This is a genomic window from Streptomyces viridosporus (genome assembly GCF_002078235.1).
Classification (GTDB): Bacteria; Actinomycetota; Actinomycetes; order Streptomycetales; family Streptomycetaceae; genus Streptomyces; species Streptomyces viridosporus.
The window spans coordinates 1-25319 of the sequence record NZ_MSGP01000135.1 but is presented as its reverse complement, the minus strand read 5'-3'; the positions used below and the strand labels follow the sequence as shown (position 1 = coordinate 25319).

Below are 25319 nucleotides of genomic sequence, written 5' to 3'. Positions count from 1 at the left end.
GACCGCCCCCCCGGCGGTCGCGGACCGGCGACCGTGCCCCGGCGACCGCGCCCCGGGCACGAAAAAAGGCCGCGGCGTCGATGCCGCGGCCCGGATCCGGGGGGTGGGTGGGTGTCTACGGGTGCTGGTACGCCACCAGGGAGATGCCGACGTAGTGCGCGATGAAGGCGGCCAGGGTGAAGGAGTGGAAGACCTCGTGGAAGCCGAACCAGCGCGGTGAGGGATTGGGCTTCTTGATGCCGTAGACGACCCCGCCCGCGCTGTAGAGCACGCCGCCCACGACCACCAGGACGAGCACGGCGATGCCGCCGGTGCGCAGGAAGTCCGGGAGGAAGAAGACGGCTGCCCAGCCCATCGCGATGTAGCAGGGCGTGTAGAGCCAGCGCGGGGCGCCGACCCAGAAGACCCGGAACACGATCCCGGCCGCGGCCGCTGCCCAGATGCCCCAGAGCAGCCACCGCCCTTTGGAGTCCGGCAGCAGCAGGATGGTCAGCGGGGTGTAGGTGCCCGCGATGATCAGGAAGATGTTGGCGTGGTCGAGCCGGCGCAGCACCCCGTCCATGCGGGGGCTCCAGTCGCCCCGGTGGTACAGCGCGCTCACGCCGAACAGCAGGCAGGCGGTCAGGGCGTAGACCGCGCAGGCGAGGCGGCCTCGGGGGGAGTCGGCGAAGGCGGTCAGCACCAGTCCCGCCACCAGGGCGGCGGGGAACATGCCGAGGTGCAGCCAGCCGCGGAGCTTGGGTTTGACCGGATGGGGCAGGGCGGTCACCACCGGACCGCGGCCTTCGGCCGGCGGGTCCGTGGGCACGTCGGGGGCGAACGCAGTCATGGCCGCATCGTATCTACGGAGCCGTAAGTTGCGGATCGGAGCGATGCGTTGGGGGGACGAAGTGGCCATCGTCTCACGGCCGCTCCACGGAATCGTCACGCAAAGAAACGTTCAGATCAACCCAACGTGCAGGTAAAGCGGCGGAAGAAACCGTGGTCAGCGTCACGTTGCTCACTTGTGCGCTCCTCTGGACAGATGGGCGTCAACGTCGGATGATCAAATGAGTGCGGTCGGCACCGGATGAGCGCCGAAGGTTTCACCGTGAAGCATCCGGGTCGCAGCCCCCACGGGGCCTCCAACAAAAAACCCTCACTTAGGAGCAATCGTGGCGCGCGACATCGCGGCTCCCAGCGTCCCCACCACCCACCAGGGACTGATCTCCTGGGTCAACGAGATCGCAGACCTGACGCAGCCGGACAACGTGGTCTGGTGCGACGGCTCAGAGGCCGAGTACGAGCGCCTGTGCGAGGAGCTCGTCGCCAAGGGCACCTTCCGCAAGCTCGACCCGATCAAGCGCCCCCACTCCTACTACGCGGCCTCCGACCCGACCGACGTCGCCCGCGTCGAGGACCGGACCTTCATCTGCTCCGAGAAGGAGGAGGACGCCGGTCCCACCAACCACTGGAAGGCCCCCGCCGAGATGCGGGAGATCTTCACCGGTGACAAGGGCCTGTTCCGCGGCTCCATGCGCGGCCGCACCATGTACGTCGTGCCCTTCTGCATGGGCCCCCTCGGCTCGCCGCTGTCCGCCCTCGGCGTCGAGATCACCGACTCCGCGTACGTCGCCGTCTCCATGCGCACCATGACCCGCATGGGGCAGCCGGTCCTCGACGAGCTCGGCTCCGACGGCTTCTTCGTCAAGGCCGTGCACTCCCTCGGCGCCCCGCTGGAGCCCGGCCAGGAGGACGTCCCCTGGCCCTGCAACAGCACCAAGTACATCTCGCACTTCCCCGAGGACCGCGAGATCTGGTCCTACGGCTCCGGCTACGGCGGCAACGCCCTGCTCGGCAAGAAGTGCTACGCCCTGCGCATCGCGTCCGTCATGGCCCGCGACGAGGGCTGGCTCGCCGAGCACATGCTGATCCTCAAGCTCACCCCGCCGCGCGGCGAGTCCAAGTACGTCGCCGCCGCGTTCCCGAGCGCCTGCGGCAAGACCAACCTCGCCATGCTGGAGCCGACCATCCCCGGCTGGACGGTCGAGACCATCGGTGACGACATCGCCTGGATGCGCTTCGGCGAGGACGGCCGCCTCTACGCGATCAACCCCGAGGCCGGCTTCTTCGGCGTCGCGCCCGGCACCGGCGAGCACACCAACGCCAACGCCATGAAGACCCTGTGGGGCAACTCCGTCTTCACCAACGTCGCCCTCACCGACGACGGCGACGTGTGGTGGGAGGGCATGACCGAGGAGCCCCCGGCCCACCTCACCGACTGGAAGGGCAACGACTGGACGCCCGCCTCGGAGACCCCGGCCGCGCACCCCAACGCCCGCTTCACCGTCCCGGCCTCGCAGTGCCCGATCATCGCGCCCGAGTGGGAGGACCCCAAGGGCGTGCCGATCTCCGCGATCCTCTTCGGCGGGCGCCGCGCCAGCGCCGTACCGCTGGTGACGGAGTCCTTCGACTGGAACCACGGCGTCTTCCTCGGTGCCAACGTGGCCTCCGAGAAGACCGCCGCCGCCGAGGGCAAGGTCGGCGAGCTGCGCCGCGACCCGTTCGCCATGCTGCCGTTCTGCGGCTACAACATGGGCGACTACATGGCGCACTGGGTCGACGTGGCCAAGGACAAGGACCAGTCCAAGCTGCCGAAGATCTACTACGTCAACTGGTTCCGCAAGAACGACGACGGCAAGTTCGTCTGGCCCGGCTTCGGCGAGAACAGCCGCGTCCTGAAGTGGATCGTGGAGCGCCTGGAGGGCGGGGCGGAAGGCGTCGAGACCCCGATCGGCGTCCTGCCGACCAAGGAGGCGCTGGACACCGAGGGCCTCGACCTGTCCGACGCCGACCTGGACTTCCTGCTCACCGTCGACAAGGACGTGTGGCGCGAGGAGGCCGCGCTGGTCCCCGACCACCTCAACACCTTCGGCGACCACACGCCCAAGGAGCTGTGGGACCAGTACCACGCGCTGGTGAAGCGCCTGGGCTGAAAGCCCGTACAGACTCCGCGGCCGGTTCGAGGATGCCCTGACCAGCGATCGTCACAGCCGGCCGCGGAACACACCGGCGGGGCCCCGCACAACGGCGTGCGGGGTACCGGGCCTGCCACCGCCCTCCGTCCGCCCCGACGGGGGAACGCGGCGGCAGGCCCGGACCGCCTTCCTTCTCCGGTCCGGCCGCCGTACGGACCGCACGGGCGCGCCGACTGGCCGCCCGTTCAGTGCTCCAGGCCGCGCACTCGGACGGTCAACCCCTCCGGACTGCTCAACCGCACCACGGGCCGACCGGCCTCCTCGGAGCGGAGCACGGCCCCCGGGCCGAGGCCGTGCGCGCGTGCGACGACGCCGTCCGGGTCGTCGACGCCGACGGCGAGTTCCCACCGCGGGGCGGAAGCGGCGGGCCCGGGCGCGGCGACGAAGTCGGCGCGGGCCGGACAGGTGCCCAGCGTCTCCCGGTAGAACTCCCGGGCCCGTTCCGGCCGGTCGCAGGCCAGGACCATGCGCTGCGGGACGCCCGCGGAGCGGGGCGGGAACCCCCACCCGGTGAACAGGCGCGGCTGCCACAGGGAGAAGGCGGCGCCCACCGGATCGACCAGCGTCGCCGTACGACCCTGATCGCCCGCGTCGAAGGGGGCGACGACCAGGCGCGCACCGTCCGCCGTCGCCGCTTCGACGCGGCGGTCGACGTCGTCGACCGCCAGGTAGTAGGCGATGTGGGCGGGGGTCCCCGGCGGATAGACCGGATGCGCGAGATCACTCACGCCGCCGATCCGGTGGCCGCCGGCGGATATCTTCGTGGCCCGGCGCCAGTCCTCCTCGTCCACCGCGAAGCGCCAGCCCAGGGCCTTCGAGAAGAAGGCGGCGGTGCCGGACGGGTCGCGGGTCTTGACGTCCATCCAGCAGAACTCACCGACTCCACCCGGAGGGGCGCTCATCCCGTGCTCCTTGTCGTCGCCGTCCGGATGCCGGATACCGGGCGCCCGGGAGACTGCGCAAGCGGCTTTCCGGGGGCGGCCGCGTCACGCGATCCTTGCGCGGAGGGCGGCGGGCAGGGCGCCGACGCCACTGTTCATCCCCCTCGAGGAGTCTTTGTGTGCCCCAGGTAATGGCGGATCTTTCGCAAATCCTGCCGCAGCACCCACCCCATCGGACGCACGGCCGCTGTCATTTACGCCTCTGAGGTCGCCTGAGACTCAGATCTAAAAGCGTTCATAGTGCTGTTGCAGTGCATTCAGGGGATTTCTCGACCTCGTCAGTGTAGGAGATGATGAGACGTTTCATGGCTTCAGGATCCCTGTGCTCTGAGCCAGATGCCTGCAATGCTGTGTACAGCTCTTGTTCGTAGGCTTCGTCCACGCACTTTCGGGTTTTTCCGAACCCTTCATTCCCGGAATGTCGGAAGCGTCCACTGTCTGCTGAGAATTTGACGTCCTCAAGTGTCTGCCCTGCGGCGAAGTATACGGTTGTCTTTCCTTTTTTCAGCCATGCCTGCGTGGTCGTCAGGACAAGTGTGTCATCCACCACTACCTTGCACGTGGTGATCCCGGAGTGAGGCTCCTTCCTCACTTTGATTTTTTCTCCCGGGGGTAAAAATGGTGTCAGTTCCTCGGGGTCTACCTTGATTCCGCACAAGCTGTGGGGTGTCGTGTAACTGCGGACCTGTTCACCGGTGCTGCAGCCGGCGAGAAAAAAGACCGGCACGCCAATTAAAAGCATCAAGGTGATTACGTGTCGTTGTGAGTTCCTTCGGTGGTGAATCATGGGAATCTTTCTGTAACTGTGGAGCTACGAGTAATTTGTGATGCTGCCGGGAGCCTGGCCGTCGACGACGGCTCGGGCGTTCAGGTAACCCTGGCGATTTGCCTCCCGTGCGGCCATGGCGGCGTCCCCCGGGTCGACTGTGTGGTACTTGTCGGCTGCTGCACGCACAGCCGTCTGTGTGATGTCGATGTTCCTCGTCATGCCTTCCTGCCAAAACCTCCCGCCCGTGATCTTGGCTTCTTCCTTGGCGTGTCCCTCGGCATCCTTGAAGACTTCTTCCAGAACGACGCTGGTCACGGTACCGATGCTTCCGCCGGTTACAGCTCCGACCCAAGGCGTTGCGATGAAGGACGTACCCACCCCGACCACGGTGCCGATTGTGCCGGAGATCAAGTTTTTCCGCTGGGCGACAGCCTGTTCGTAGCCCTTGTCCTTGTCCGATGCTTCCTTGCCAATAGCCTCCTGAACGCCAAGCCCAAGTGTTCCGGAGACTTCTCCCGACCTCCCGGAAATTTGCTCAACGAGCAACTGATAATTGTCGGACACTCGTTTATCCGATGGTAGGTCAGGGTTCAGATGGTAATCCATGAGGCGCCCCATGTATTCTTTCTGGCTGACCTCCACGGCGGCGTAACCCTCTTCGTTCTGTCCAATGGTGAAGAGTAGCTTGGTCACATCCGTGTGGGCGAGCTCGGCCTCTGACCCGGCGACTGGATACAGTTTTTCAATATCTCGCCAGTCTTCGGACTCCGGGTCTCTTTCTACGTCGCTCATGGCGCGGTTTAGGTCGGGAAGGTACTCGGAAGTGATCTGGCCAATGCTGTCGGACATGTATCCGTTATCAGTCAGTCGCTCGGGGTTTTCCGAGATGGAGGCGACCAGGCTCTCCATGAGTTTCGCCTGCTGCGCGTTGTGCGGTGGCGTATCCGCCGTCGGCAACTCACCTGCCGGGTGCCCTGTTGTCGCAGCCTCCAGAGCCAGGGCCAAGTTGTTCTTCCCTGTGTGAAGGTCATTCCCCTTAGAGTCGCTCTCCTTGGGCCAATCCCGTTCCTCGAACAGGTACTGGAAGTTGGACAGCGAGACTTTTCCTTTCTTGCCGTTGCCGTCCGTGTCCCGTTCGAACGGGTTGTCCGGGTCGTCCTTCGAGATGAACCGCTGGTTGAAGAAGTCGGTGGCCGCGTCCGGGCTGTTGGACAGCCCTTTCAGGTATCCCGTCAGCGGGTCGGCTCCGCTGTCCTCCCCGATCCGGTTGAGCCACGGAGTCGCGGGACCTTGGCGCCAGGCAAAGTTCGGGTGCTCGCCGTTTCCGGTGAGCTTGCGTTCGGTGGCCATGAGCTTCGTGCCGTAGTCCTTGAGGAAGCGGTCGTCGTAGTCGCCGGTCCGCATGAGGTTGCTCATGGCCTGGAAACCCATCGGGCCGTTGTGGTTGCCGTGGATCGGCTTGTCGCCGATGTCGATCATCGTGCGTTTCCAGTCGGCCATGGCCGCCGAATCACTCTGCGTGGCGTTCGCCAAGGTGAGCCCCAGACTCCGCTGCAGGTCGTCGAACTGATCCAGACGGTCACGTCCCAGTTCCCAGTTGCCTCTGTGCGGATCGCTGAACCCGGCCCAGAACTCCAACGTCCCCCTGGGTCCGAGTGTCGTGGCGAACCGCTCGGCGAACAGATCGTCACCGGCGTACTTCTTGAGCCCGGCGTTGATCCTGTCGAAGTCCTTGACCGTCAGGTCGTCGGGATCCTTCTTGGCGAGTGTGGCCAGCTGGTCGGCCCGCTTGAGTGCTTCGGCGGCGGAGTCCCGGTCCGCATAACTCGCGTCGGAGAAGCCCAGCTCGCTCTGGTCGGCGAGGGCCTGCAGAACGCTCCTGGCCGAGTTGTCGCTCTCGGTGGCCTTGTCGGGGATCCCCTGGATCTCGTCGCGAAGGACCGTGATGTCACCCTTGTTGTCCTGGTCCATCGCGCTCCGCGCCTCGGGGGGAGCGTTCGTGGTGACCGTGAAACCGCCTTCGTGGCCGATGACCGTGAGGTTCTTCTTCCGGCCGCCCTCGATGGCGTCCACGAGCTGCCGACGGTAGCGCTTCAGCTCGCCCACCGTGTCACTGAGGATCTGGTAGATGCTCTTCGCCTGGGTGTGGGCGTCCGCGAACTCACCGGCCGTCTTTCCGATGAACTCCTTGGACACCTTGGCGTTCACGCCGGCCCAGTCGGCCTGGTTGGCCCCCTTGCGCAGATGGTCCTCGGCGTCCTTCTTCAGCTCCTCAAGGCTCTTGACGAGTGTCGACCAGTCCGTGACGGCCTCGTCGAGCAGCGTGAAGTTGGCATCGCGGAGGGTGTCGAGTTCCATGGGCGTACATCCTGGGAGGGAAGAGAGGGGTGAACGGGGGCAGGCGGCACAGCAGCGGCGGGCGCGGAAGGCGACGGAACGACGCCCTCAGTGCTCCGCTGTTCCGCTACTCCTCTTTCTTCTTGCTCGGCTCCCCGTAGATGCTGTTCTTCTCGCCCGGGGTTCCGACCCGCTCGTCGAACCCGGCGTCCAGGACGGCGATGCTGCTCATCTGACGCTGGATGTAGTCCTCGTCGTCGCCGTGCAGCTTCTTGGTCACCCGCATGTGGTTCGAGATGTGGGCGCACGCGTCCATCAGAGACTTGAGCTGTTCCTCCCAGCGGTTCGACACGTGCTTGAGCCCCGAGCCGAGCGCGAAGCCCTGCTTCGACAGGTCGGCGGCGGCCGAATCGCTGCTGGGTACGGAGACCCGGGCCTTGTCCCACAACTGGTTGTAGAGCTCGAAGGCGGCTTTACCGATCTTGGTGAGCCCGCCGTTGGAGACCTTCAGGTCGCCGTACGAGCCGGGCCTGCCGGGGCCGCCGAAACCGCCGCCCCCGTCCGCCTGGTTCAACTGCATGTGCGTAGAACTCTGCTGCCGTTGTAACGCATCGGCTTTGAGCTGCTCCCACTCGTCCCATGCCATGGGCGGTTACCTTCCCCGTGTACAAGGCGGTCAGCGGCATCACCGGCCGGACGGAGTCCAGCAGTGCCCGGACTCCGGGACAAGCTAGCAATCTCGTCCGAGGAGACCGAGGCGCTGTCATACCAATGGGTCAGTTGTTGGCTTGAAGTTTCCGGAACGGATCCGCGAGGTCCGGTTGAAACGACGGGCCGTACGCATTCCGGTGCCGACAACGAGCCTGCCTGCACAGTGCGATGAGGAAATCGGCCGGGTGTCGGCCGAGAAGCGCCTTACCGAACTCCCGCCGCTTCAAGCCGGACTGCTGTCGGCTTCTCCGTAACTCCCCCTGTTTCTACGGGGTGCGGACCATGCATCACAGCAGGGACGGTGAGACCAGCAGCAGGAACAGCGCGACGGGGGAGAGGAGCATCATGGCCAGGTGGGCCAGCAGGGTCCGGGACATGCCCAGTACGGAGAAGAGCGCCAGTCCACCGACGAGCCAGTAACCGTAGACCTGGCTCGCGAGGCCGAATGCGGCGCTTTCCTCCTCCCGGGTGGTGGGCTCGTGGAACAACACCCCGGTCGCCGTCAGCAGGAGTACGCCGCACAGCAGCAGGTCCCCCACCCCGACGGCGGTCGAGACCGGCCCGTCCAGCCGACGTGCCCGTCTCCGGAGCCGTAGTGCGTTCATGAGCACGGGAGCCTATCCGGCGGAGGCCAGGGGGACGTGGTGCTCGTGGCTCCGGAGCGGCTGTACGGCGGCTCATGACCGACGGCGACGGCGGCGGTGTCCGGGAGTTCGCACCACACCGTCTTGCGGCCCGGTTCCCGCTCCACGCCCCACCGCAGCGCCAGCGCGTCGAGCAGCGCGAGCCCCCGGCCCGACTCGTCGTCGACGCCCACCGCCTCGCGCAGGACGGGCAGGGCACGCGGGTCGGGATCGGTGACCTCCAGCCGCGTACGGCCGCCGTCGCAGGACACCCGGACGGTGACGGGGACGCCCTCGCCGAGGTGCCGGACCACGTTGGTGACGAGTTCGCTCGCGCAGAGCTGGACGTCGGCGCCGTGGTCGCGCAGGGCCCGGCGCACACCGGACACGGCCGCCGGGGCGGCGAGCAGTTCCAGCGTCAGGGGCGGGCGCATCACGCGGTCCCCTTGCGGAGGGCGGCGGTCAGGGCGCGGGCGGTGAGGAGGTTGCAGTTGCCGAGCGCGATCAGCGGCCGGGCCGGATAGCGGGAGGCGAAGGTCGGGACGTCGAGGCCGAGGGACGGCAGGGTGATGCCGTGCGCGGCGAGGGCGGCCCGCAGCTCCTCGACGCAGGCGTCGGCCGCCGCGGGGTGGTGGTCGTGCATGGGGTTCACACCTTCCAGTGCGCTGTGTGACGAACCGCTCACACTCTGCCGCCGGGCTGCGTAGCGTGACAGGGGTTCGGGATCCCGGCCCTGAACTGCACGTATGCCGGTCAGGAGTCGGTACGGGGCGGGGAACGCCGGGAAGCGGGCGGTAACGGCACACCAAGGACGGTGAACGATGGGGCAGCGCAAGGACATCGACGGCTCGACGGGCGTCCCGACCTTCTACGGCAGCGAGTTGCGCTGGAAACGGGAGGAGGCCGGGCTGACGCTCCAGCAGTTGGTCGAGGGCAGCTTCTACGGGCCGAGTCACCTCAGCGAGATCGAGCGGGGGACGCGCCGGATGCCGGCGGAACTCGCCGAGCACGTCGACAAGGTGCTCGGCACGGACGGCTTCTTCCGGCGCCGCTGCGAGGACGTGCGCAGGGCGAAGCGGCGGGGGCACGCGAGCTACTTCGAGCGGGTGCTGGAGGCGGAGAAGCACGCGGAGACCATCGAGGAGTGGTGCCCGACCCTGGTTCCGGGCCTGCTGCAGACGGAGGCGTACGCGCGGGCCGTGGTGCGGGCGACGCACCCGCTGGCACCGGACGAGGAGGTGGAGGAGAAGGCCACCGCCCGGTTGGCGCGGGCCTGTCTCTTCGAGGACAACCACAAGACCCCGGTGTACTGGGTCATCCTGTCCGAGTCGGTGCTGCGCCAGCCGATCCTCCCGTCGGAGCAGGCGGCGGAGCAACTGGAGCACATCGCGGCACTGGCCCGACGGCACCGGATCGTTCCCCAAATCCTTTCGTGGAACTGCGGGGCGCACCCCTTCATGCTGGGTACGGCCATGATTATGACCTTTCCCGATGCCCCGCCCCTGGTCTACACAGAAGCGCTGCACAGCGGGGACACCATCGACGATCCGGGCCTCGTGAAGGGGTACCGCAGGTCGTACGATCTGCTCAGGGCCGCCGCACTGCCACCGGAGGCGTCCCTCGCCCTGATCGAGCAAGCGGCTGAGGATGACCGAAATGGCAAACCGCGAGATTGACTTGCGCACGGCCGTCTGGCGCAAGAGCAGCTACAGCAACGGCAGCGGCGGCAACTGCGTAGAAGTCGCCGAGGCCTTTCCCGGCGCCGCGCACTGGCGCAAGAGCAGCTACAGCAACGGCGACGGCGGCAACTGCCTCGAGGTGTGCGACGCGCACACCGGCGTCGTCCCCGTCCGTGACTCCAAGGTCCCGCACGGCCCGGTGCTCACCGTCACGGCCCCGGCCTGGACGTCGTTCGTCACGTCCCTCAAGCAGGACCCCACCGCGTGACGCAGCCGTCCGGCGTCGACCTCTTCGACGCCGACCGGCTCCGTCTGGTCGAAGCCCCGTTGCCCCTGCCGTCCCCCGAGGAGCGTCGGGTCCTGGACGACGCCTGGGACGCGGCGGTGCGGGCCAATCCGGCCCTGTTCGACGGGCCCGTGGCCGGGTGCACGGGACTGGAGCAGGAGGGGCCGGGGCGCCTCGTCCTGACCTGGGTCCGGGCGACCTACCGGTTCTACGTCCTGCGCCGGGTGCCGGGCGCGACCGTGCGTCTGCCGTCCCTCTTCGCGGCCGTCGCGCAGCCGACGGACGACGGGCGTCTGCTGGTGGGGCGGATGGCGCTCTGGACGACCGCGCCCGGCCGCTGGCAGCTCCCGGGCGGTTCGGTGGAACCGCCGCCGGACGGTGAACCCCTCGACCTGGCCGCCCTCCGCCGCCACGCGGCCCGGGAACTGGCCGAGGAGACCGGCATCGGCACCCCCGTCGACAGCCTCGCTCTCTGGCGGGTCACCCGGGGTGCGAACGGCAGCGTCGGCGTCCTGTTCCGGTCCCCGCCCCGCCCGGCGGCATGGCTGCACGAGAACTTCGCGGCCCTCACGTCGTCCGAGCACGCTCTCGGGCGCGCCCCGGAGCTGGACCGGATCGCCCTCGTCGGCTCCCCCGCGGACCTGGTCGACCTGGCCGGCCCGAAGGTGCCCTACCTGGAGCCGGTCCTCCGCCGCCACGCGGCGCAGTGAGGCCGCCGGCGAGCAGGTTCCCGGCGCCGCCGGATCGCGCAGGGGGACGCTTGCCGGGCGATCGTCCCCGGGGGCGTTCCCTGTGTCGTTCCCGAACGCCTCATCACTCCCTCCCCGCACCCTGATGTCCCCGCGTCCTGATGTCCCCGCTCGGGGGACGGACGTGCGAACGGCGAAGGGCCGAACGGTTCCGGAATCCGTCCCGCTCCGGCAGCGAAGGATGATCTAGGCCGAAAATAGTTCAAGGCGTACGAAGGCCGGAATGTGCCGTAGACGCTGTGGGTAACCTTGCGCGGTGTCACCTTCGCATTCGTACCGAATGCCGGACGTGGGGAGGTGACCGGGGGACAGAGCCGGACTGCTGCCCCGTGCCGACAGGGAAGTGGTGACATCCGTCGCCCGGGGTGGGAAGGGACCTCGCGCCACTCGAACAACCACGGTCGCCTCACGCACGGGACATCCGTCCGGCACGGGGAACCGAGCGGGCGGGAGACGACTTCTGATGGCGGCACCTGTCGATGAGCGGGCCGCGGGAACCCTCCATGTGGTCTTCGTGCATGGATTGTTCTCTTCGGTGTCCGTATGGGACCAGTTCCGGAAACTCCTCGCGGCGGACGACGATCTGCGCGGAGTGGTGGCGCACTGCTTTCGCTACAGCAGCAAGAAGGCGCGCATTCGTCCGGATCGCGCCCTGGCGGAGTACGACGACATCGCCGACTCCCTCGCCACCTTCCTGCGCGTGCAGATCCCCCGCACGGGGCGCGTGGTGCTGGTCACCCACAGCCAGGGCGGCCTCATCGTGCAGCGCTACCTGGTGCGGACGCTGCACGAGGACCGCGGCCACACCCTGGCGCGCATCGCCGACATCATCATGTTCGGCTGCCCCAACAACGGCTCCGACTTCCTGCTCCCCCTGCGCCGCCTGCTGTTCTTCCTGCGCAACCCGCAGGAACGACAACTGCGGCCCTACCAGCGAGAGGTGCTGGAGACGCAGCGGGCAGTCCTCCGTTCGGTGGTCCAGGCCGAGCGGGACGACCGGAGCCAGTGGCGCATCCCCATCCAGGCCTACGGCGGCACCGACGACAACGTGGTGCCGGCACGTGAGGCCAGGGGCGTCTTCCCGGACGGCGCCACGGTGCCCGGGGACCACTTCCAGATCATCCAGCCCGAGCACCGCGACGAGGCCCCCTACCGGGTGGTCGCGGACGTCCTGAGCCGCCTCCTCGCCGACGGTGAGAACACGTCCGACGGTGAGAGCACGTCCGGCGGCGCCGGTGACACGGCGGCCTCGGCCGGGCGGCCCGCCCCGCCTGGGCCGCCCGGCCGGCCGAAGGGCGAGGCGAGCAGACCGAGAGTTCCGAAACAGCAGGGCGGCGTGTCGGTGAGCCTCCCGTACGGGCGGCGCAAGGCGCGCCTGCACGGACGTGAACCGCGCAGCATCGTCGCCCGCATCCTGGACTCGCCCGCACCGGACGATCCCCGGATCCACGTGCTCACCGGCCTCGGCGGATCGGGCAAGAGCCGTATCGCCCTGGAAGCGGCGTACCAGGCCGAGCGCGGGCGGCGGGTGTGGTGGGTCACCGTGCCGCGGATCAACGCCTGCATGCGCGAGGTGGCCAACCGGCTCGGCACGCCCAGTGGCGAGGTCGAGCAGGCCTTCCGGGGCGACGGCAGCCCCATGGACCTCGTATGGCGCTACCTCGAGGCCAGCCCCGACCCCTGGCTGCTGGTCATCGACAACGCCGACACCCCCCACCGGCTGGCACCGGAGGCCGACCAGGTCGCCGACGGGACCGGCTGGGTGCGCCAGCCGATGCAGGCCGACGGCATCGTCGTCGTCACCACCCGCGACCGCGCGGCGGCGTCCTGGCTGCCGCCCTGCCGGGTCCATTCCGTGCCCCTGCTCGGCGAGGACGACGGCGCGGACCTGCTCCTCGAGTCCGTCCCGGACGGGGGGACGAGGGAAGAGGCCCGGCGCCTGTCGGCGGCCCTGGGAGGGCTGCCCCTGGCCCTGCACGGCGCCGCCTCCTACCTCAGTTCCGTCCACGACGCCGCGCTCTCCCTCGACGACCCCGTGATCCACGACTTCGCCGGCTACCGGGCCGAGTTCGAGGCCAGGAGCGCCTCGCCCCCCGGGACCACGGCGAGCGGTCTGGACGAGATGCTCGGCCTCTCGACGATGGCCGAGGTGTGCGGCATCGCGCTGGACCTGCTCTCGTCCCAGGGCCTGGTGCAGGCCGGCCCGCTGCTGCGCATGTTCGCCTGCCTCGGCATAGCCCCCATCCCGTACCGGCCGCTGCTGGAAAGCGGTGCCATCACCGAGTCGCCCCTGCTGCCCGGCTTCACCCGGGCCCAGCGCAACGCCGTCCTCAAGGGGCTGGACGACCTGGGACTGGTCGAGCGGATCAGCCGGCCCGAGGCGGAGGGCGGTCAGCCGGCGCACAGCCTCACCCTGCACCCCGTCGTCCACGCGCTGCTGCGCGGAGACGCCGAGGTGCAGGAACGCCGTACGGAGTACTACGGCCTCATCGTCGACCTCCTCCTGGAGGCCACCCGGACGTCACCGCCGGACGATCCGGTGAGCTGGGGCATCTGGACCGCGATCGCCCCGCACATGATGGAAGTGGTCCGCGCCTGCCTGGCCGGCGACAGCCACGTGGACAGCAATCCGGTCCTGCGCGGGGCGCTCGAACTCGCCCGGCTGACCATCCGCTACCTGATCTCCGTGGGCCTGCTGAGACCGGCGCAGGAACTCGCCACCACCGTCCTGGACAACTGCGAGGCCATCGGCTTCCAGAGGGACAGCCGCGAGATCCTCGGTGTGCGCCACGAACAGGGACGCATCGCGCTGGAAAGCGGGGACCACGAGCGGGCGGAGACCGAACTGCGCGAGGTCGCGGCCGTCCGCGAGAGGCTCCTGGGCGCCGAGGACCCCTATACGCTGGCCAGCCGCCACAAGCTCGCGCGCAGCATCATCGAGCAGGGGCGTTTCGGCGAGGCCGAACCCCTCCTGCGCTCCATCGTGCAGGCCGAGCTCGTCGTCCACGGGCCGGACCACTCCGACACCGTCACGGTGCGCCACAGCCTGGCCAGGGCCATGTTCGCGCTCGGACAGACGGTGGAGGCGGAGAAGGAACTGCGGGACATCCTCCAGATCAGCCTCGGCAAGTGGTCCCCGTCGACCATGGAGACCCTGCACATCCGCCAGACCCTCGCCCGCTGCCTGATGGTGACCAAACGCTCCGACGAGGCCGGGGAGTTGATCCGCCAGGCCCTCTCGGACACCACGCACGAGCCGGACTCGGCCCTGGCCATGACGCTGCGCTTCACCCAGTGCCAGGTCCTGATCGACCAGGGCCGCTTCCTCGCCGCCCACACGCAGATCGCACAGCTGCTCGCGGACCGGAAGCGGGTCCTGGGCAAGAGGCATCCTGAAACCCTCCGTACCCAGAGGCTTCTCGACGCGGTCGAGGATCTGCGCAATTCCTCTCCGGAGAAGTCCGATGACTGATCGACATCCCCGAAAGGCGTACCTGATCGAGGGCTTGCGCATACCATCTCAGTCCATCACCCTCTGAGTGAGCCCACGGGCACGCCGCGTAATCGTGCTTCGCAAAGGAGCAAGCCGTATGAACTCATTCCACTCCGATCACCATGACCGCGACTTAATCCCGCGGGACGCCGAGCGGGAATCCGACCCGGAGCAGATGGAGGCAGCGCGGCGAATCGTGCTGGAATCCATTGAAGAGGACCACAGGGCGCTGGAACGTGACGCAAAGCTGACTTTCAGTCCGGCCGCCCTCATGTGACGGTGGTCCGAGGGGTCGGTGGACCCGGTCAGCAGACGATGGTATCCGCCGTGTGAGCAGGGGGCCGCTCGTGAGCTCTGCACACTTGCACGACCCGTTCTTCCGCACCGTCACCGCGGCGGAGTTCAGCCGCGAGCACATCGCCGGCCTGGCGGCCGGGCGCTGGACCGCCGTGCGCGTACCCGGTCTCCGGTCCGAGGCGGACTGCGGGCGGGTCGTCGAGGCCCTGCAGTCCGCCACGTTCGAAAGCTACGGCAGGCGACGGGTCCAGCCGACCGTGCTGCGGTTCGGCGTCGGAGTGAGCGACCACCGCAGCGGCGGCCGCGTCGCGGACAGCTACTGGCCCGCCCTCGACGCCGCTCGCGAGGCCTGGCGCGACCTGAGCCTTCCCTTCGACCCGCTGGCGGAGGCACGGCAGGCCATCGGGTCGGACTGGCCCGGCGCGGTGGGTGTCGGCCGGCACAAGGGGCGGGAGATGGGCGCCGGAGTGGTGCGGGAGGCCCCGCAGGGCTTCCTGGTGCACTACGACGACGCCGAACGGGAATTCACCGAAGACCTGCTCGGTTCGCCGCTGGTGGCGCAGCTCGCCTTCAACCTCTACCTGAGCGTCCCCGAGACCGGCGGAGAGACGGTCGTCTGGCGCCGGCGCTGGCACCCGCGGGACGAGTCGTTTCGTCCTCCCGGGTCCTACGGGTACACGGACGGAGTCGTACAGGATGCGGAATTCATCGAACTCAAACCGACGGTCGGTGAAGGGCTTCTGTTCGACTCACGGAATTATCACGCGGTGCGGCCGAGTGCCGGCGATCGACGCATAGCGCTGGGTTTCTCGATCGGGCTCACCGCCGACGGTAATCTGCTCGCGTGGGGATGAGGTCTCGCTCGTGTGTGCAGATTTCCCTCCCCGGTACGGCAGGCGCTTGATGTGGGGAAAGAGAAATGAAAGTTCTGCGCTATGCGGCGTTCACGACGGACTCGCTCGGCGGTAACCCGGCAGGGGTGGTGCTCGACGCCACCGGCATGAGCGACGCCGACATGGCGAGCATCGCGAAGGACGTGGGCTACTCGGAAACGGCCTTCGTCGTCCCGGGGGACGACGGCCGCATGACCGTCCGCTACTTCAGTCCGGCCGTCGAGGTGCCCTTCTGCGGCCACGCCACCATCGCCACCGCGGTCGCCCACGCCCATCTGCACGGGGTGGGCGAGCTGACCCTGCACACCCGGGCCGGCGTCATCCCCGTCCACACCGGCAGGGACGACGCGGGCCGTGTCACGGCGACCCTGACGAGCGTGCCGCCCCGCACGGAGCCCATGACGGACGATCAGGTCGCCGCGCTGCTGCGGGTGCTGGGCTGGAAGGCGGAGGAACTCGACCGGACGATGCCGCCCAGGGTCGCCTACGCGGGCGCCTGGCACCCGGTGCTGGCCGCCGCGGACCGTGCCCGCCTGGCCGCCCTCGACTACGACATGCGCGAGCTGGCCGCACTCATGGACCGGCACGGATGGGTGACCGTCAACCTGGTCTGGAGGGAGTCCCCGGTGGTCTTCCACTCGCGCAACCCCTTCCCGACCGGGGGTGTGTTCGAGGACCCGGCGACGGGTGCCGCCGCTGCCGCGTTCGGCGGATACCTGAGGGAGGCGAACCTCGTTCCGCTGCCCGCCAGGATCACCATCCGGCAGGGGGACGACATGGGACGCCCCAGCACCATCACCGCCACCATCCCGAAGGACCCGGACGCGGGCATCGCCATCACGGGAACGGCGGTCGAGATCGAGCACCCGGTCGCGCCGGCGCCCATGCGCTGATCACCGGTCGATTTCGAAGAGGGTCTCGATCTCCACCGGCGATCCCAGGGGAAGGTCCGCGACACCGACGACGCTCCGTACGGGCCGGCCCGCGGCACCGAACACCTCGGCGAAGAGTTCTCCGGCTCCCTCCACCACTTTCTCCTGGTCGAGGAATCCCGGCGCCGAAGACACATATCCGGTCATCTTCAGGACGCGGGTCACCCGGTCCAGGCCCGCCACCGAATCGACCGCGGCCAGGGCGGCCAGGGCGCACTGCCGGCTCAACTCCCGGCCCCGCTCGATCGACACCTCGTCGCCCAACCGTCCGGTCGTCGTCAGTTCGCCGCCGGTCATGGGTACTTGGCCGGCCACGAATACCAGATGCCCGCTCAGGACCGCCGGAACGTATTCCCCTTTGGGAGGACTGACCGCCGGAAGAACCAGGCCCAGCGAGGCGAGCCTCGCCGTGGGGGAGAGCGTCTCTTCGGAATCGGAGTGCGGCACGGGAAAACTCTACTGACCCGGAGCACGGGATGCGGGGGGATGAGGAAACGAGCCGCTGCCGTCGGCGGCGGGGTGCGTGGCGCCCGGTCCGCGCGTCGCTGCGGGTTGCACGCGGACCGGGGCCGTCAGGGGGAGCCCCCGGTGGGGCTCAGCGGGAGGCGAGTTCGCGCGGCTGCAGGGCCGCGGCGTGCGCGTCCATCCGTTCGGCGGCGAGGATCGCCACCGCGGTGTCGGCGCGCGAGGCGGCGACGACCAGGACGCGGCCCGCGAGGGCGTGCGCACGCCGGTGCAGGGCCGTCGCGTCCGGCTCACGGCTGGCCGTGGTCGCCGACGCACGGGCCGGCACCCGTCCTCCCCGCAGGCGGGTGACCTGCTCGGCGAGCCGTTCGGCCGCGGCGTCCAGGTCGGCCGAGGGTGCCACCACGCGCAGCTCGTCGGTGACGGCGAGCAGCGTGGCGAGGTGTCCCGCGAGCTGGATGTCCAGCTCTTCCTCGCGGGAACGGTGGGGGAAGTCGTGGGGGGTGCCGGCCATCGTGCGGTGGACCGACTTGTTGCGGATCGGTTCGTACATGGATGGCCTCCTGGGTACTGACAGGAAGCCATCCTAGCTTAGATTTCGTCTAAAGTTGAGTCGTTCACAAAGCCGGACGGCCGGTCCACACAGGGTGAGCGCGGGTCCGGTCAGGGCTGGCTGTAGCCGTCGAGGAAGCGGCCGATCCTCCCCACCGCGTCCCGCAGATCGGTGACCGACGGCAGTGTCACCACCCGGAAGTGGTCCGGCTCCGGCCAGTTGAAGCCGGTGCCCTGCACGACCATGATCTTCTCCCGGCGCAGCAGGTCCAGGACCATCTGCCGGTCGTCCCTGACCTTGAAGACGTCGGGGTCCAGCCGCGGGAAGAGGTACAGCGCCCCCTTCGGCTTCACGCAGCTCACGCCCGGGATCTGGGTCAGCAGCTCGTACGCCGTGTCCCGCTGCTCGCGCAGCCGGCCGCCCGGCAGCACCAGCTCGTTGATCGTCTGGCGTCCGCTGAGCGCCGCGACCACGCCGTGCTGGCCCGGCATGTTCGCGCACAGGCGCATGTTCGCCAGGACCGTCAGGCCCTCGATGTAGGAGTCGGCGTGCGCGCGCGGCCCGGAGATGGACATCCAGCCCACCCGGTAGCCGGCCACCCGGTACGCCTTCGACATGCCGTTGAAGGTGAGGGTGAGCAGGTCGGGGGCGACGGAGGCGGTCGGGATGTGCCGGGCGTCGTCGTAGAGGATCTTGTCGTAGATCTCGTCCGAGCAGACCAGCAGGTTGTGGCGGCGGGCGATGTCGGTCAGGCCCTTGAGCACCGCCTCGTCGTAGACCGCGCCGGTCGGGTTGTTCGGGTTGATGACGACGATCGCCTTGGTGCGGTCGGTGACCTTGCGCTCCACGTCGGCGAGGTCCGGCATCCAGTCGGACTGCTCGTCGCAGCGGTAGTGCACCGCCGTGCCGCCGGAGAGCGAGACGGCGGCCGTCCACAGGGGGTAGTCGGGCGCGGGCACGAGCACCTCGTCGCCGTCGTCCAGCAGTCCCTGCATCGCCATCACGATCAGTTCGGAGACGCCGTTGCCGATGAAGACGTGCTCCACGTCGGTCTCGATGCCGAGGGTCTGGTTGTGCATGACGACCGCCCGGCGCGCGGCCAGCAGGCCCTTCGCGTCGCCGTAGCCGTGCGCCGACGACACGTTGCGGAGGATGTCCTCCAGGATCTCGGGCGGGCACTCGAAGCCGAAGGCGGCCGGGTTGCCGGTGTTCAGCTTGAGGATGCGGTGACCGGCCGCTTCCAGCCGCATCGCCTCCTCGAGCACCGGGCCCCGGATCTCGTAACAGACGTTGGCGAGCTTGGTCGACTGGATCACCTGCATGGGGGGAGCTTACGGCCAGATAGTGCCGTTCGGGCCGTGTTCTCCACCACGTGAGACGTGTCGGTTCGGGTGATTATGTCCGCCGGTCGCCCGCGCGGGCCGCCTGCTCCGGCCCCTCGCGTCGGCCGTCTCCGCCGCTCCGCCGCCGGGGTGCCGGCCGCCGTCTCCACGACCTCCGCACCGACCCTCCCTGCGTCGGGCCCCCCGTCTCCACCGGCGCGGGCCACCCTGGTCCGGGCGCCGCCCCGGGAGGGCGACCGGCCGGAAAGGTGTCCTTGCCCCCTCGTCGTCCCCGTGATGAGAATGCTCATGACAATTCTGTGGGCGGCCGAAGGATTCCCGGACTCCCGGTTACCGGATGTCCGGACCCCGGCCGCCCGACGTCGCAAGAGGGGACCCCCACATGAGACAACCTCTCGTCGTCGCGCTGTGCGCCCTGGCACTGGCCGGGGCCGGCGCGGCTCCCGCGGTCGCCGCCGGGCCTTCCCCCACGGGCGCGGACACGACCACGGGCCCGGGCCCGACCACGGTGACGGACGTCGTCGACGGCGTGGTCGGGACCGCGGCGGAGACCCTGTCCGGTCTCACCGCGCCGAAGGCCGACGCGGTGAACTTCGCCGGCACCGTCTCGCTCAGCAACTGCTCCGGTTCCGTCGTCCGCATGCCCGGCTCGGCGGCCGACGACCCGGCGCTGGTGCTCACCAACGGCCACTGCCTGGAGAGCGGCTTCCCCGCGCCCGGCCAGGTCCTCGTGGACCGGGCGTCCAGCCGCAGCTTCGGGCTGCTCAACTCCTCCGGATCCCGGGTCGCCACCCTGCGCGCCAACCGGCTCGTGTACGCGACCATGACCGACACGGACGCGGCGGTCTACCGGCTCGGCACCACGTACGCGCAGATCAAGAGCGCGTACGGCATCGACGCGCTGACGCTGTCCGACACGCGCCCGGCGGCCGGCACCGCCATCAGCGTGGTCTCCGGCTACTGGAAGCGGATCTACAACTGCTCCGTCGACGGGTTCGTGTACCGGATGAAGGAGGGCGACTGGACCTGGAAGGACTCGGTCCGTTACACCCCCGCGTGCGACACCATCGGCGGCACCTCCGGCTCCCCGGTCGTCGACGGCGCCACCGGCAAGGTGGTCGCCGTCAACAACACCGGCAACGAGGACGGCGGGCGCTGCACGCTCAACAACCCGTGCGAGGTGGACCAGAACGGCACCGTGACGGTCCGCCGGGGCATCAACTACGCCCAGCAGACCTACTGGTTCCCGGCCTGCTTCGGCGCGGACAACAGGCTCGACCTGAACGCGAGCGGCTGCGTCCTGCCCAGGCCGTAGGACGCCCGGCGCGGGCGGCGGCGGGCGGTCACCGGGGAGTCCGGCGGACCGCCCGCCCCGCCAGCTCGTCCGTGCGCCGTCCGTCCTCGATCACGAACCGCCCGTCGACCAGCACGTACGGGATGCCCGTCGGGAGCGTGCGGGGGGCGTCGAAGGTGGAGCCCGCGGCCACCGTCCGGGGGTCGAAGAGGACCAGGTCGGCCTTGTACCCCTCGCGGACCAGCCCCCGGTCCGGCAGCCGCAGCCGGGCGGCCGGGCGCGAGGTCAGGTGCGCCACGCACTCCTCCAGCGACAGCACCCCCGACTCCCGGACGAAGTGCCCGAGGTAGTGCGGGAACGTGCCGTACGCGCGCGGGTGCGGCTTGGCGCCCTGCAGGATGCCGTCCGAGCCGCCGGTGTGCGTGCGGTGCCGCATGATCGCCCGCACGTTCTCCTCGTGGCCGACGTGCTGGAGGATCGTCGGCGCCAGCCGGTCCCTCAGCAGCAGCTCACGGGCGACCGTCCAGGGGCTCTCGCCGCGCGCCCGCGCCGACTCGAGGACCGTGCGGCCCACGTACGCGCCCAGCGCCGGGTCGCCGACCCCCGAGATCTCGATGGTCTCCCACTCCACGGGCACGCCGTGGCAGCCGTCCGAGCCGGTGACCTCCAGGTGGTGGCGGATCCGCTCGGCGGTCTCCTCGTCCGCGAGCCGCCGCAGGGTCTCCTCCGGGCCGCCCTCGCTCGCCCAGCTCGGCAGCAGCGCCACGAGCGTGGTGCAGCCGGGCGTGTACGGGTAGGTGTCGAGGCTGATGTCGGCGCCGGCGTCCAGCGCCTCGTCCAGCAGCGCCAGCAGCTCGGGCGCCCTGCCCTTGTTCACCCCGAAGTTCATCGTCGCGTGCGCCAGGTGCAGCGCGCAGCCCGCCTCCCGGGTGAGCGCCACCATCTCCTCGTACGCCTGGAGCGCGCCCGCGCCGTAGGAGCGGTGGTGCGGACAGTAGTAGCCGCCGTACTCGGCCACCACCCGGCACAGCTCGGTGAGTTCGGCCTGCCGGGCGTACATGCCGGGCGTGTACGTCAGCCCCGACGACATGCCGACCGCGCCCTGCTCCATGCCCTCCGCGACCAACTGCCGCATCCGGTCCAGCTCCCGGGGCGTCGGCTCCCGGTCCTCCCAGCCGACCACGAGCGCGCGGACCGTGCCCTGCGGGATCAGGTACGCGGCGTTGACGGCGATGCCCCCGTCCAGCCGGTCCAGGTACTCGCCGACCGACCGCCAGTCGAAGTCGACGTCGTCGCCCGGGCCGTTCCAGCCGGCGATCGCCCGGCGCACCTCGCCGAGCGTGCGGTCGTCGACCGGCGCGTACGACAGGCCGTCCTGGCCCAGGACCTCGAGCGTGACGCCCTGCGCGGCCTTGGCGCTGTGGTCGGGGTCGCGCAGCAGCGCCAGGTCGCTGTGGGCGTGCATGTCGATGAAGCCGGGGGAGAGGACCAGCCCCTCGGCGTCCAGCTCACGGCGGGCCTTCGGGCGCTGGCAGCCCGCGGCCGCCGCCTCCTTCACGATTCCGACGATCCGGCCGCCGTCCACGACCACGTCCGCGCGGTACGCGTCGTCGCCGGAGCCGTCCACGACGTCCGCGTCCCGGATGACGAGCTCTTCCATGTGCCGCCTCCTAGAAGAACGTACGGATGTAGTCGACCACCGTGCCGTCCGACTCCGCCACGGGGATGAGCGTCCACTTGTCGAAGGACGTGCACGGGTGGGACAGCCCCAGCCCCACCCAGTCGCCGACCTCCAGGTCGGCCTCCCCGGTGGTGCGCAGCCAGGCGTGCTGGTCGGACAGGGCGGTCACCGAGATCCCGGCGGCCGGGCGCTCGACGCCGTCCCGGCGAACCACCTGGGCGAACGGCAGATCGAGGTCGTAGGCCGCGTCCCGCTTGCCCGCGTTGACGAAGGCCTGGTCGGGGGAGGGGCGGGACACCACCTGGGTCCACAGGCGGAACGCCGGTTCCAGCGCGCCCTCCTCGGGCACCCGGTTGAAGGGCGTCAGCTCGCGGTAGTGGCCGTCGTCGTGCGAGACGTACGCGCCCGAGCGCAGCAACTTCAGCACCGGCGCCGACAGTTCGGGAATCTCCGCGAAGACGTCGGCCACCGCGTCGAACCAGGCGCTGCCGCCCGCGCTCACCACGATCCCGTCCAGCCCCGCGAACCGCCCCGCCTTGTCGAAGTCCACCGCCAGCGCCACCAGGCGCCGCAGCCACGCGCGCACCCGCTCCGGATCCGCCCGCGGCACCTCGCCCTCGTACCCGGCGACCCCGGCCAGCCGCAGCCCGCGCGCGTCCGCCACGGCGTCGGCGACGGCGGCGCACTCCGCCTCCGTGCGCACGCCCGTGCGGGCACCCTCCCCGGCGGCGAGCTCCACGACCACGTCCACCGGGCGGGAGGCGTTGCTCGCGGTCAGCGCCGCGTCCATCAGCTCCACCCCGCGCACGGAGTCGACGTAGCAGACGAACCGGAACTCCGGGTCGGCGTCCAGCTGCGCGGCGACCCAGCGCAGGGCCGCCGCGTCCACCAGCTCGTTGGCGAGGAAGATCCGCCGGACGCCGAACGCCCGCGCCACCCGCACCTGGTGCGGGACGGCGAGGGTGATGCCCCACGCCCCGCGCTCGATCTGGCGGTGGAAGAGCTGCGGGGCCATGGAGGTCTTGCCGTGCGGGGCGAAGGCCAGGCCGTGCCGGGCCGTGTAGGTCTCCATCAGCCTCAGGTTGTGCTCCAGGCGCTCGGCGTCGAGCGCGAGCACGGGGGTGGTGAAGCCGTCGGTGAAGAGGTTGCGGCGCTGGGCGGCCAGCTCGCCGACGGTCAGCCCCTCGGCGTCCGGCGGGAGGCCCTTGAAGCGGTGGTCGACGCGTTCCGCGGTGAGCTGCGCGCGTGCCTCGGATCCGGGGTCGAGGACCATCAGAGCCTCCCTGATCAGGTGTGTTGCACTTATTGCAACGGTCATTGCGTATATCGCTTACCGCTGTCTAACATCTCGGCCACGCGGGGTCAACGGACACCGCCTCCCCCGCAGCCGACGAGGAGCCGCGCCATCGTGATCGCCACCGGACCCTGCAACGCCCCCGGCGTCGTGGACGTCGTCGCGCTCGGCGAGTCCATGGTGACGTTCCTGCCCTCCCGGCCGGGCCGCCTCGCCGACGTCCCCTCCTTCGACCGCGGCATCGGCGGCGCGGAGTCCAACACCGCGTGCGTGCTCGCCGCCGCCGGCCACTCGGCGCGCTGGGTCAGCAGGGTCGGCGCCGACGGCTTCGGCGACCACCTCCTCGAGGCGATCGGCGGATACGGCGTCGACGTGTCGTACGTCCGCCGCGACCCGGACCGCCCCACCGGCGTCTACTTCCGCACGGCCGGCGACCGGGCCACCGACGCCCACGAGGTCGCCTACTACCGGGCGGGCTCCGCGGCCTCCGCGATGACCGCCGACGGCGTCGACCTGGAGGCGGTGCGCGCCGGACGCGTCCTGCACCTGTCCGGCATCACGGCCGCGCTCTCCCCCGGCTGCCTGGACCTGATGCGGGAGCTCACCGCCCCCCGCCCCGGCCGCCCGCTCGTCTCCTTCGACGTCAACCACCGGCCGGGCCTGTGGCGCGACGCCCGCGGCCCCGAGGTGCTGCTGGAACTGGCCCGGGGGGCCGACCTCGTCTTCGTCGGCGACGACGAGGCCCGCGAGGCGTGGGGGCTGCACGACGCCCGCGCCGTACGGGAGGCGCTGCCCGAACCGGAGATCGTGGTCGTCAAGCAGGGCAAGGGCGGGGCGGTCGCCTTCGACAAGGACACCGACGGCCTCCCGCGCGAGGACACGGGCGGCACCGCGACCTTCGTCCCCGCCCTGGACGTCGACGTCGTCGCCGCCGTCGGCGCCGGGGACGCCTTCGCCGCCGGGTTCCTCTCCGCCACCCTGCGCGGGCTGCCCGTACGCGACCGGCTGCGCCACGGCCACCTCGTGGCCGCCGCCGCGCTCACCGTCCCCGGCGACCTCGCCGCACCCCCCGCCCGCGACCTGGCCGACCGGCTGGCCGCCCTGGACGACACCGCGTGGGGGAGACTGCGTCTCGGCCCCGGTTGGACCCAGACCGACACCGCGGACGCGCCCGGGGACGGGAACGGCGACGCGGACCGGGCCGAGGAGGAGGTACGCACCCCATGAGCCAGACCGTCGACCGCGCGCTGAGCATCCTGCCGCTGCTCGCCGAGGGCCCCGCCGACCTCGGACAGGTCGCCGACCGCCTCGGCGTGCACAAGTCCACGGCCCTGCGCCTGCTGCGCACCCTGCACGAGCACGGCCTGGTCTACCGCCAGTCCGACCAGCGCTACCGGCTCGGCGCCCGTCTCTTCGCCCTCGCCCAGGAGGCGATGGAGAACCTCGACGTCCGCGAGATCGCCCACCCCCACCTCGTCCGCCTCAACGAGAGCTGCGGCCACACCGTCCACCTCGCCGTGTACGAGGAGAACGAGGTCCTCTACATCGACAAGGTGGAGAGCCGCTACCCGGTGCGCATGTACTCGCGGATCGGCAAGCCCGTCGCCATCACCGTCGCGGCCGTGGCCAAGCTGCTCCTGGCGGACCTGCCCGAGCACGAGCGCCGCGCCCTCGCGGAGAAGCTCGACTACCCCATGTACACGTCCCGTTCGACCCCCCATCCGGCAGCGTTCCTGCGCGAGCTGGAGAAGGTCCGCGAACAGGGCTGGGCCACCGACCTCGGCGGCCACGAGGAGTCCATCAACTGCGTCGCGGCACCCGTCCGCGGCGCCGACGGCCGGGTGGTCGCCGCGATGTCGGTCTCCGCGCCGAACGTCGTCGTCACCGCCGACGAACTCCTCACGCTGCTCCCGCTGGTGCGCCGTACGGCGCACCAGCGGGAGCAGCGTGAGGAGTTCGTCG

At 70.0% G+C, this 25319-nt stretch carries 24 protein-coding genes; 11 read left to right on the top strand and 13 right to left on the bottom strand.

Going from position 1 to position 25319, the window contains the following annotated elements:
- Positions 1–115 precede the first annotated feature (115 nt).
- A complete protein-coding gene (gene trhA / locus B7L92_RS10380) occupies positions 116–829 on the bottom strand; it encodes a PAQR family membrane homeostasis protein TrhA (protein ID WP_081237135.1) in 714 nt (237 codons plus the stop codon).
- Between the two features lie 325 nt (positions 830–1154).
- Here trhA and B7L92_RS10375 point away from each other — a divergent pair, with 325 nt between their 5' ends.
- Positions 1155–2975 (top strand): phosphoenolpyruvate carboxykinase (GTP), encoded by a 1821-nt coding sequence (locus B7L92_RS10375; RefSeq protein WP_081237134.1) that lies wholly within the window; start codon positions 1155–1157, stop codon positions 2973–2975.
- 227 nt (positions 2976–3202) lie between these two features.
- Here B7L92_RS10375 and B7L92_RS10370 read toward each other — a convergent pair whose 3' ends face one another.
- From B7L92_RS10370 to B7L92_RS10345, 7 genes are all read right to left on the bottom strand, one after another.
- Positions 3203–3919 (bottom strand): VOC family protein, encoded by a 717-nt coding sequence (locus B7L92_RS10370; RefSeq protein WP_081237133.1) that lies wholly within the window; start codon positions 3917–3919, stop codon positions 3203–3205.
- Positions 3920–4193: 274 nt separating this feature from the next.
- Positions 4194–4745 carry a hypothetical protein gene (locus B7L92_RS40245; RefSeq protein WP_143626282.1) on the bottom strand — a complete coding sequence of 184 codons (552 nt, stop codon included), beginning with the start codon at positions 4743–4745 and terminating at the stop codon, positions 4194–4196.
- 24 nt (positions 4746–4769) lie between these two features.
- Complete coding sequence (locus B7L92_RS10365; protein WP_081237132.1) at positions 4770–7085, bottom strand: hypothetical protein; 2316 nt, start codon at positions 7083–7085, stop codon at positions 4770–4772.
- 106 nt (positions 7086–7191) lie between these two features.
- Entirely contained in the window at positions 7192–7710 is a 519-nt protein-coding gene (locus B7L92_RS10360) for a hypothetical protein (RefSeq protein WP_081237131.1), read from the bottom strand.
- Positions 7711–8062: 352 nt separating this feature from the next.
- Positions 8063–8380: a hypothetical protein gene (locus tag B7L92_RS10355; RefSeq protein WP_438363981.1), complete on the bottom strand. Its 318-nt coding sequence runs from the start codon at positions 8378–8380 to the stop codon at positions 8063–8065.
- Positions 8377–8832: an ATP-binding protein gene (locus B7L92_RS10350; RefSeq protein WP_081237129.1), complete on the bottom strand. Its 456-nt coding sequence runs from the start codon at positions 8830–8832 to the stop codon at positions 8377–8379. The genes B7L92_RS10355 and B7L92_RS10350 overlap by 4 nt, the downstream gene beginning before the upstream one ends.
- Positions 8832–9041, bottom strand: a complete 210-nt coding sequence (locus tag B7L92_RS10345) for a hypothetical protein (protein ID WP_081237128.1) — start codon at positions 9039–9041, stop codon at positions 8832–8834. Before B7L92_RS10345 ends, B7L92_RS10350 begins: the two co-directional genes overlap by 1 nt.
- A 178-nt stretch (positions 9042–9219) precedes the next feature.
- On the opposite strand from B7L92_RS10345, the gene B7L92_RS10340 reads away from it, so the two are divergent.
- The 7 genes from B7L92_RS10340 to B7L92_RS10310 all read left to right on the top strand — a co-directional run bounded on the left by B7L92_RS10340 (position 9220) and on the right by B7L92_RS10310 (position 16688).
- Positions 9220–10074, top strand: coding sequence for a helix-turn-helix domain-containing protein (locus tag B7L92_RS10340; protein ID WP_081237127.1), 855 nt, complete (start codon positions 9220–9222; stop codon positions 10072–10074).
- Entirely contained in the window at positions 10055–10345 is a 291-nt protein-coding gene (locus tag B7L92_RS10335) for a DUF397 domain-containing protein (protein WP_081237126.1), read from the top strand. Before B7L92_RS10340 ends, B7L92_RS10335 begins: the two co-directional genes overlap by 20 nt.
- Positions 10342–11073: an NUDIX hydrolase gene (locus tag B7L92_RS10330; protein WP_081237125.1), complete on the top strand. Its 732-nt coding sequence runs from the start codon at positions 10342–10344 to the stop codon at positions 11071–11073. Before B7L92_RS10335 ends, B7L92_RS10330 begins: the two co-directional genes overlap by 4 nt.
- Before the next feature lie 502 nt (positions 11074–11575).
- Positions 11576–14584 carry an alpha/beta hydrolase gene (locus B7L92_RS10325; RefSeq protein WP_255310848.1) on the top strand — a complete coding sequence of 1003 codons (3009 nt, stop codon included), beginning with the start codon at positions 11576–11578 and terminating at the stop codon, positions 14582–14584.
- Between the two features lie 118 nt (positions 14585–14702).
- Complete coding sequence (locus B7L92_RS10320; protein ID WP_081237123.1) at positions 14703–14882, top strand: hypothetical protein; 180 nt, start codon at positions 14703–14705, stop codon at positions 14880–14882.
- 70 nt (positions 14883–14952) lie between these two features.
- Positions 14953–15756 carry a 2OG-Fe(II) oxygenase family protein gene (locus B7L92_RS10315; protein WP_081237122.1) on the top strand — a complete coding sequence of 268 codons (804 nt, stop codon included), beginning with the start codon at positions 14953–14955 and terminating at the stop codon, positions 15754–15756.
- Between the two features lie 65 nt (positions 15757–15821).
- Positions 15822–16688: a PhzF family phenazine biosynthesis protein gene (locus B7L92_RS10310; protein ID WP_081237121.1), complete on the top strand. Its 867-nt coding sequence runs from the start codon at positions 15822–15824 to the stop codon at positions 16686–16688.
- Here the strand turns inward: B7L92_RS10310 and B7L92_RS10305 are convergent, their stop codons facing one another.
- The 3 genes from B7L92_RS10305 to B7L92_RS10295 form a co-directional block, all read right to left on the bottom strand.
- Entirely contained in the window at positions 16689–17174 is a 486-nt protein-coding gene (locus B7L92_RS10305; RefSeq protein WP_081237120.1) for a RidA family protein, read from the bottom strand.
- A 148-nt stretch (positions 17175–17322) separates the two neighbouring features.
- Positions 17323–17745, bottom strand: a complete 423-nt coding sequence (locus B7L92_RS10300; RefSeq protein WP_004983980.1) for an SCO4983 family protein — start codon at positions 17743–17745, stop codon at positions 17323–17325.
- A gap of 110 nt (positions 17746–17855) precedes the next feature.
- Positions 17856–19067 carry a pyridoxal phosphate-dependent aminotransferase gene (locus B7L92_RS10295; RefSeq protein ID WP_004983977.1) on the bottom strand — a complete coding sequence of 404 codons (1212 nt, stop codon included), beginning with the start codon at positions 19065–19067 and terminating at the stop codon, positions 17856–17858.
- Between the two features lie 403 nt (positions 19068–19470).
- Here B7L92_RS10295 and B7L92_RS10290 point away from each other — a divergent pair, with 403 nt between their 5' ends.
- Positions 19471–20403 (top strand): S1 family peptidase, encoded by a 933-nt coding sequence (locus B7L92_RS10290; protein WP_081237119.1) that lies wholly within the window; start codon positions 19471–19473, stop codon positions 20401–20403.
- Positions 20404–20431: 28 nt separating this feature from the next.
- Here the strand turns inward: B7L92_RS10290 and B7L92_RS10285 are convergent, their stop codons facing one another.
- Together B7L92_RS10285 and B7L92_RS10280 are read right to left on the bottom strand one after the other, a co-directional pair.
- On the bottom strand, positions 20432–22042 hold the full coding sequence (locus B7L92_RS10285) for an N-acyl-D-amino-acid deacylase family protein (protein ID WP_081237118.1): 1611 nt from the start codon (positions 22040–22042) through the stop codon (positions 20432–20434).
- Positions 22043–22052: 10 nt separating this feature from the next.
- Positions 22053–23336, bottom strand: a complete 1284-nt coding sequence (locus B7L92_RS10280; protein WP_081237117.1) for an amino acid deaminase — start codon at positions 23334–23336, stop codon at positions 22053–22055.
- A gap of 135 nt (positions 23337–23471) precedes the next feature.
- On the opposite strand from B7L92_RS10280, the gene B7L92_RS10275 reads away from it, so the two are divergent.
- Both B7L92_RS10275 and B7L92_RS10270 read left to right on the top strand, forming a co-directional pair.
- A complete protein-coding gene (locus B7L92_RS10275; protein WP_081237116.1) occupies positions 23472–24584 on the top strand; it encodes a sugar kinase in 1113 nt (370 codons plus the stop codon).
- Positions 24581–25319: IclR family transcriptional regulator (locus B7L92_RS10270; protein WP_107501433.1), on the top strand; the 739-nt coding region annotated here is incomplete at its 3' end. The genes B7L92_RS10275 and B7L92_RS10270, both read left to right, overlap by 4 nt.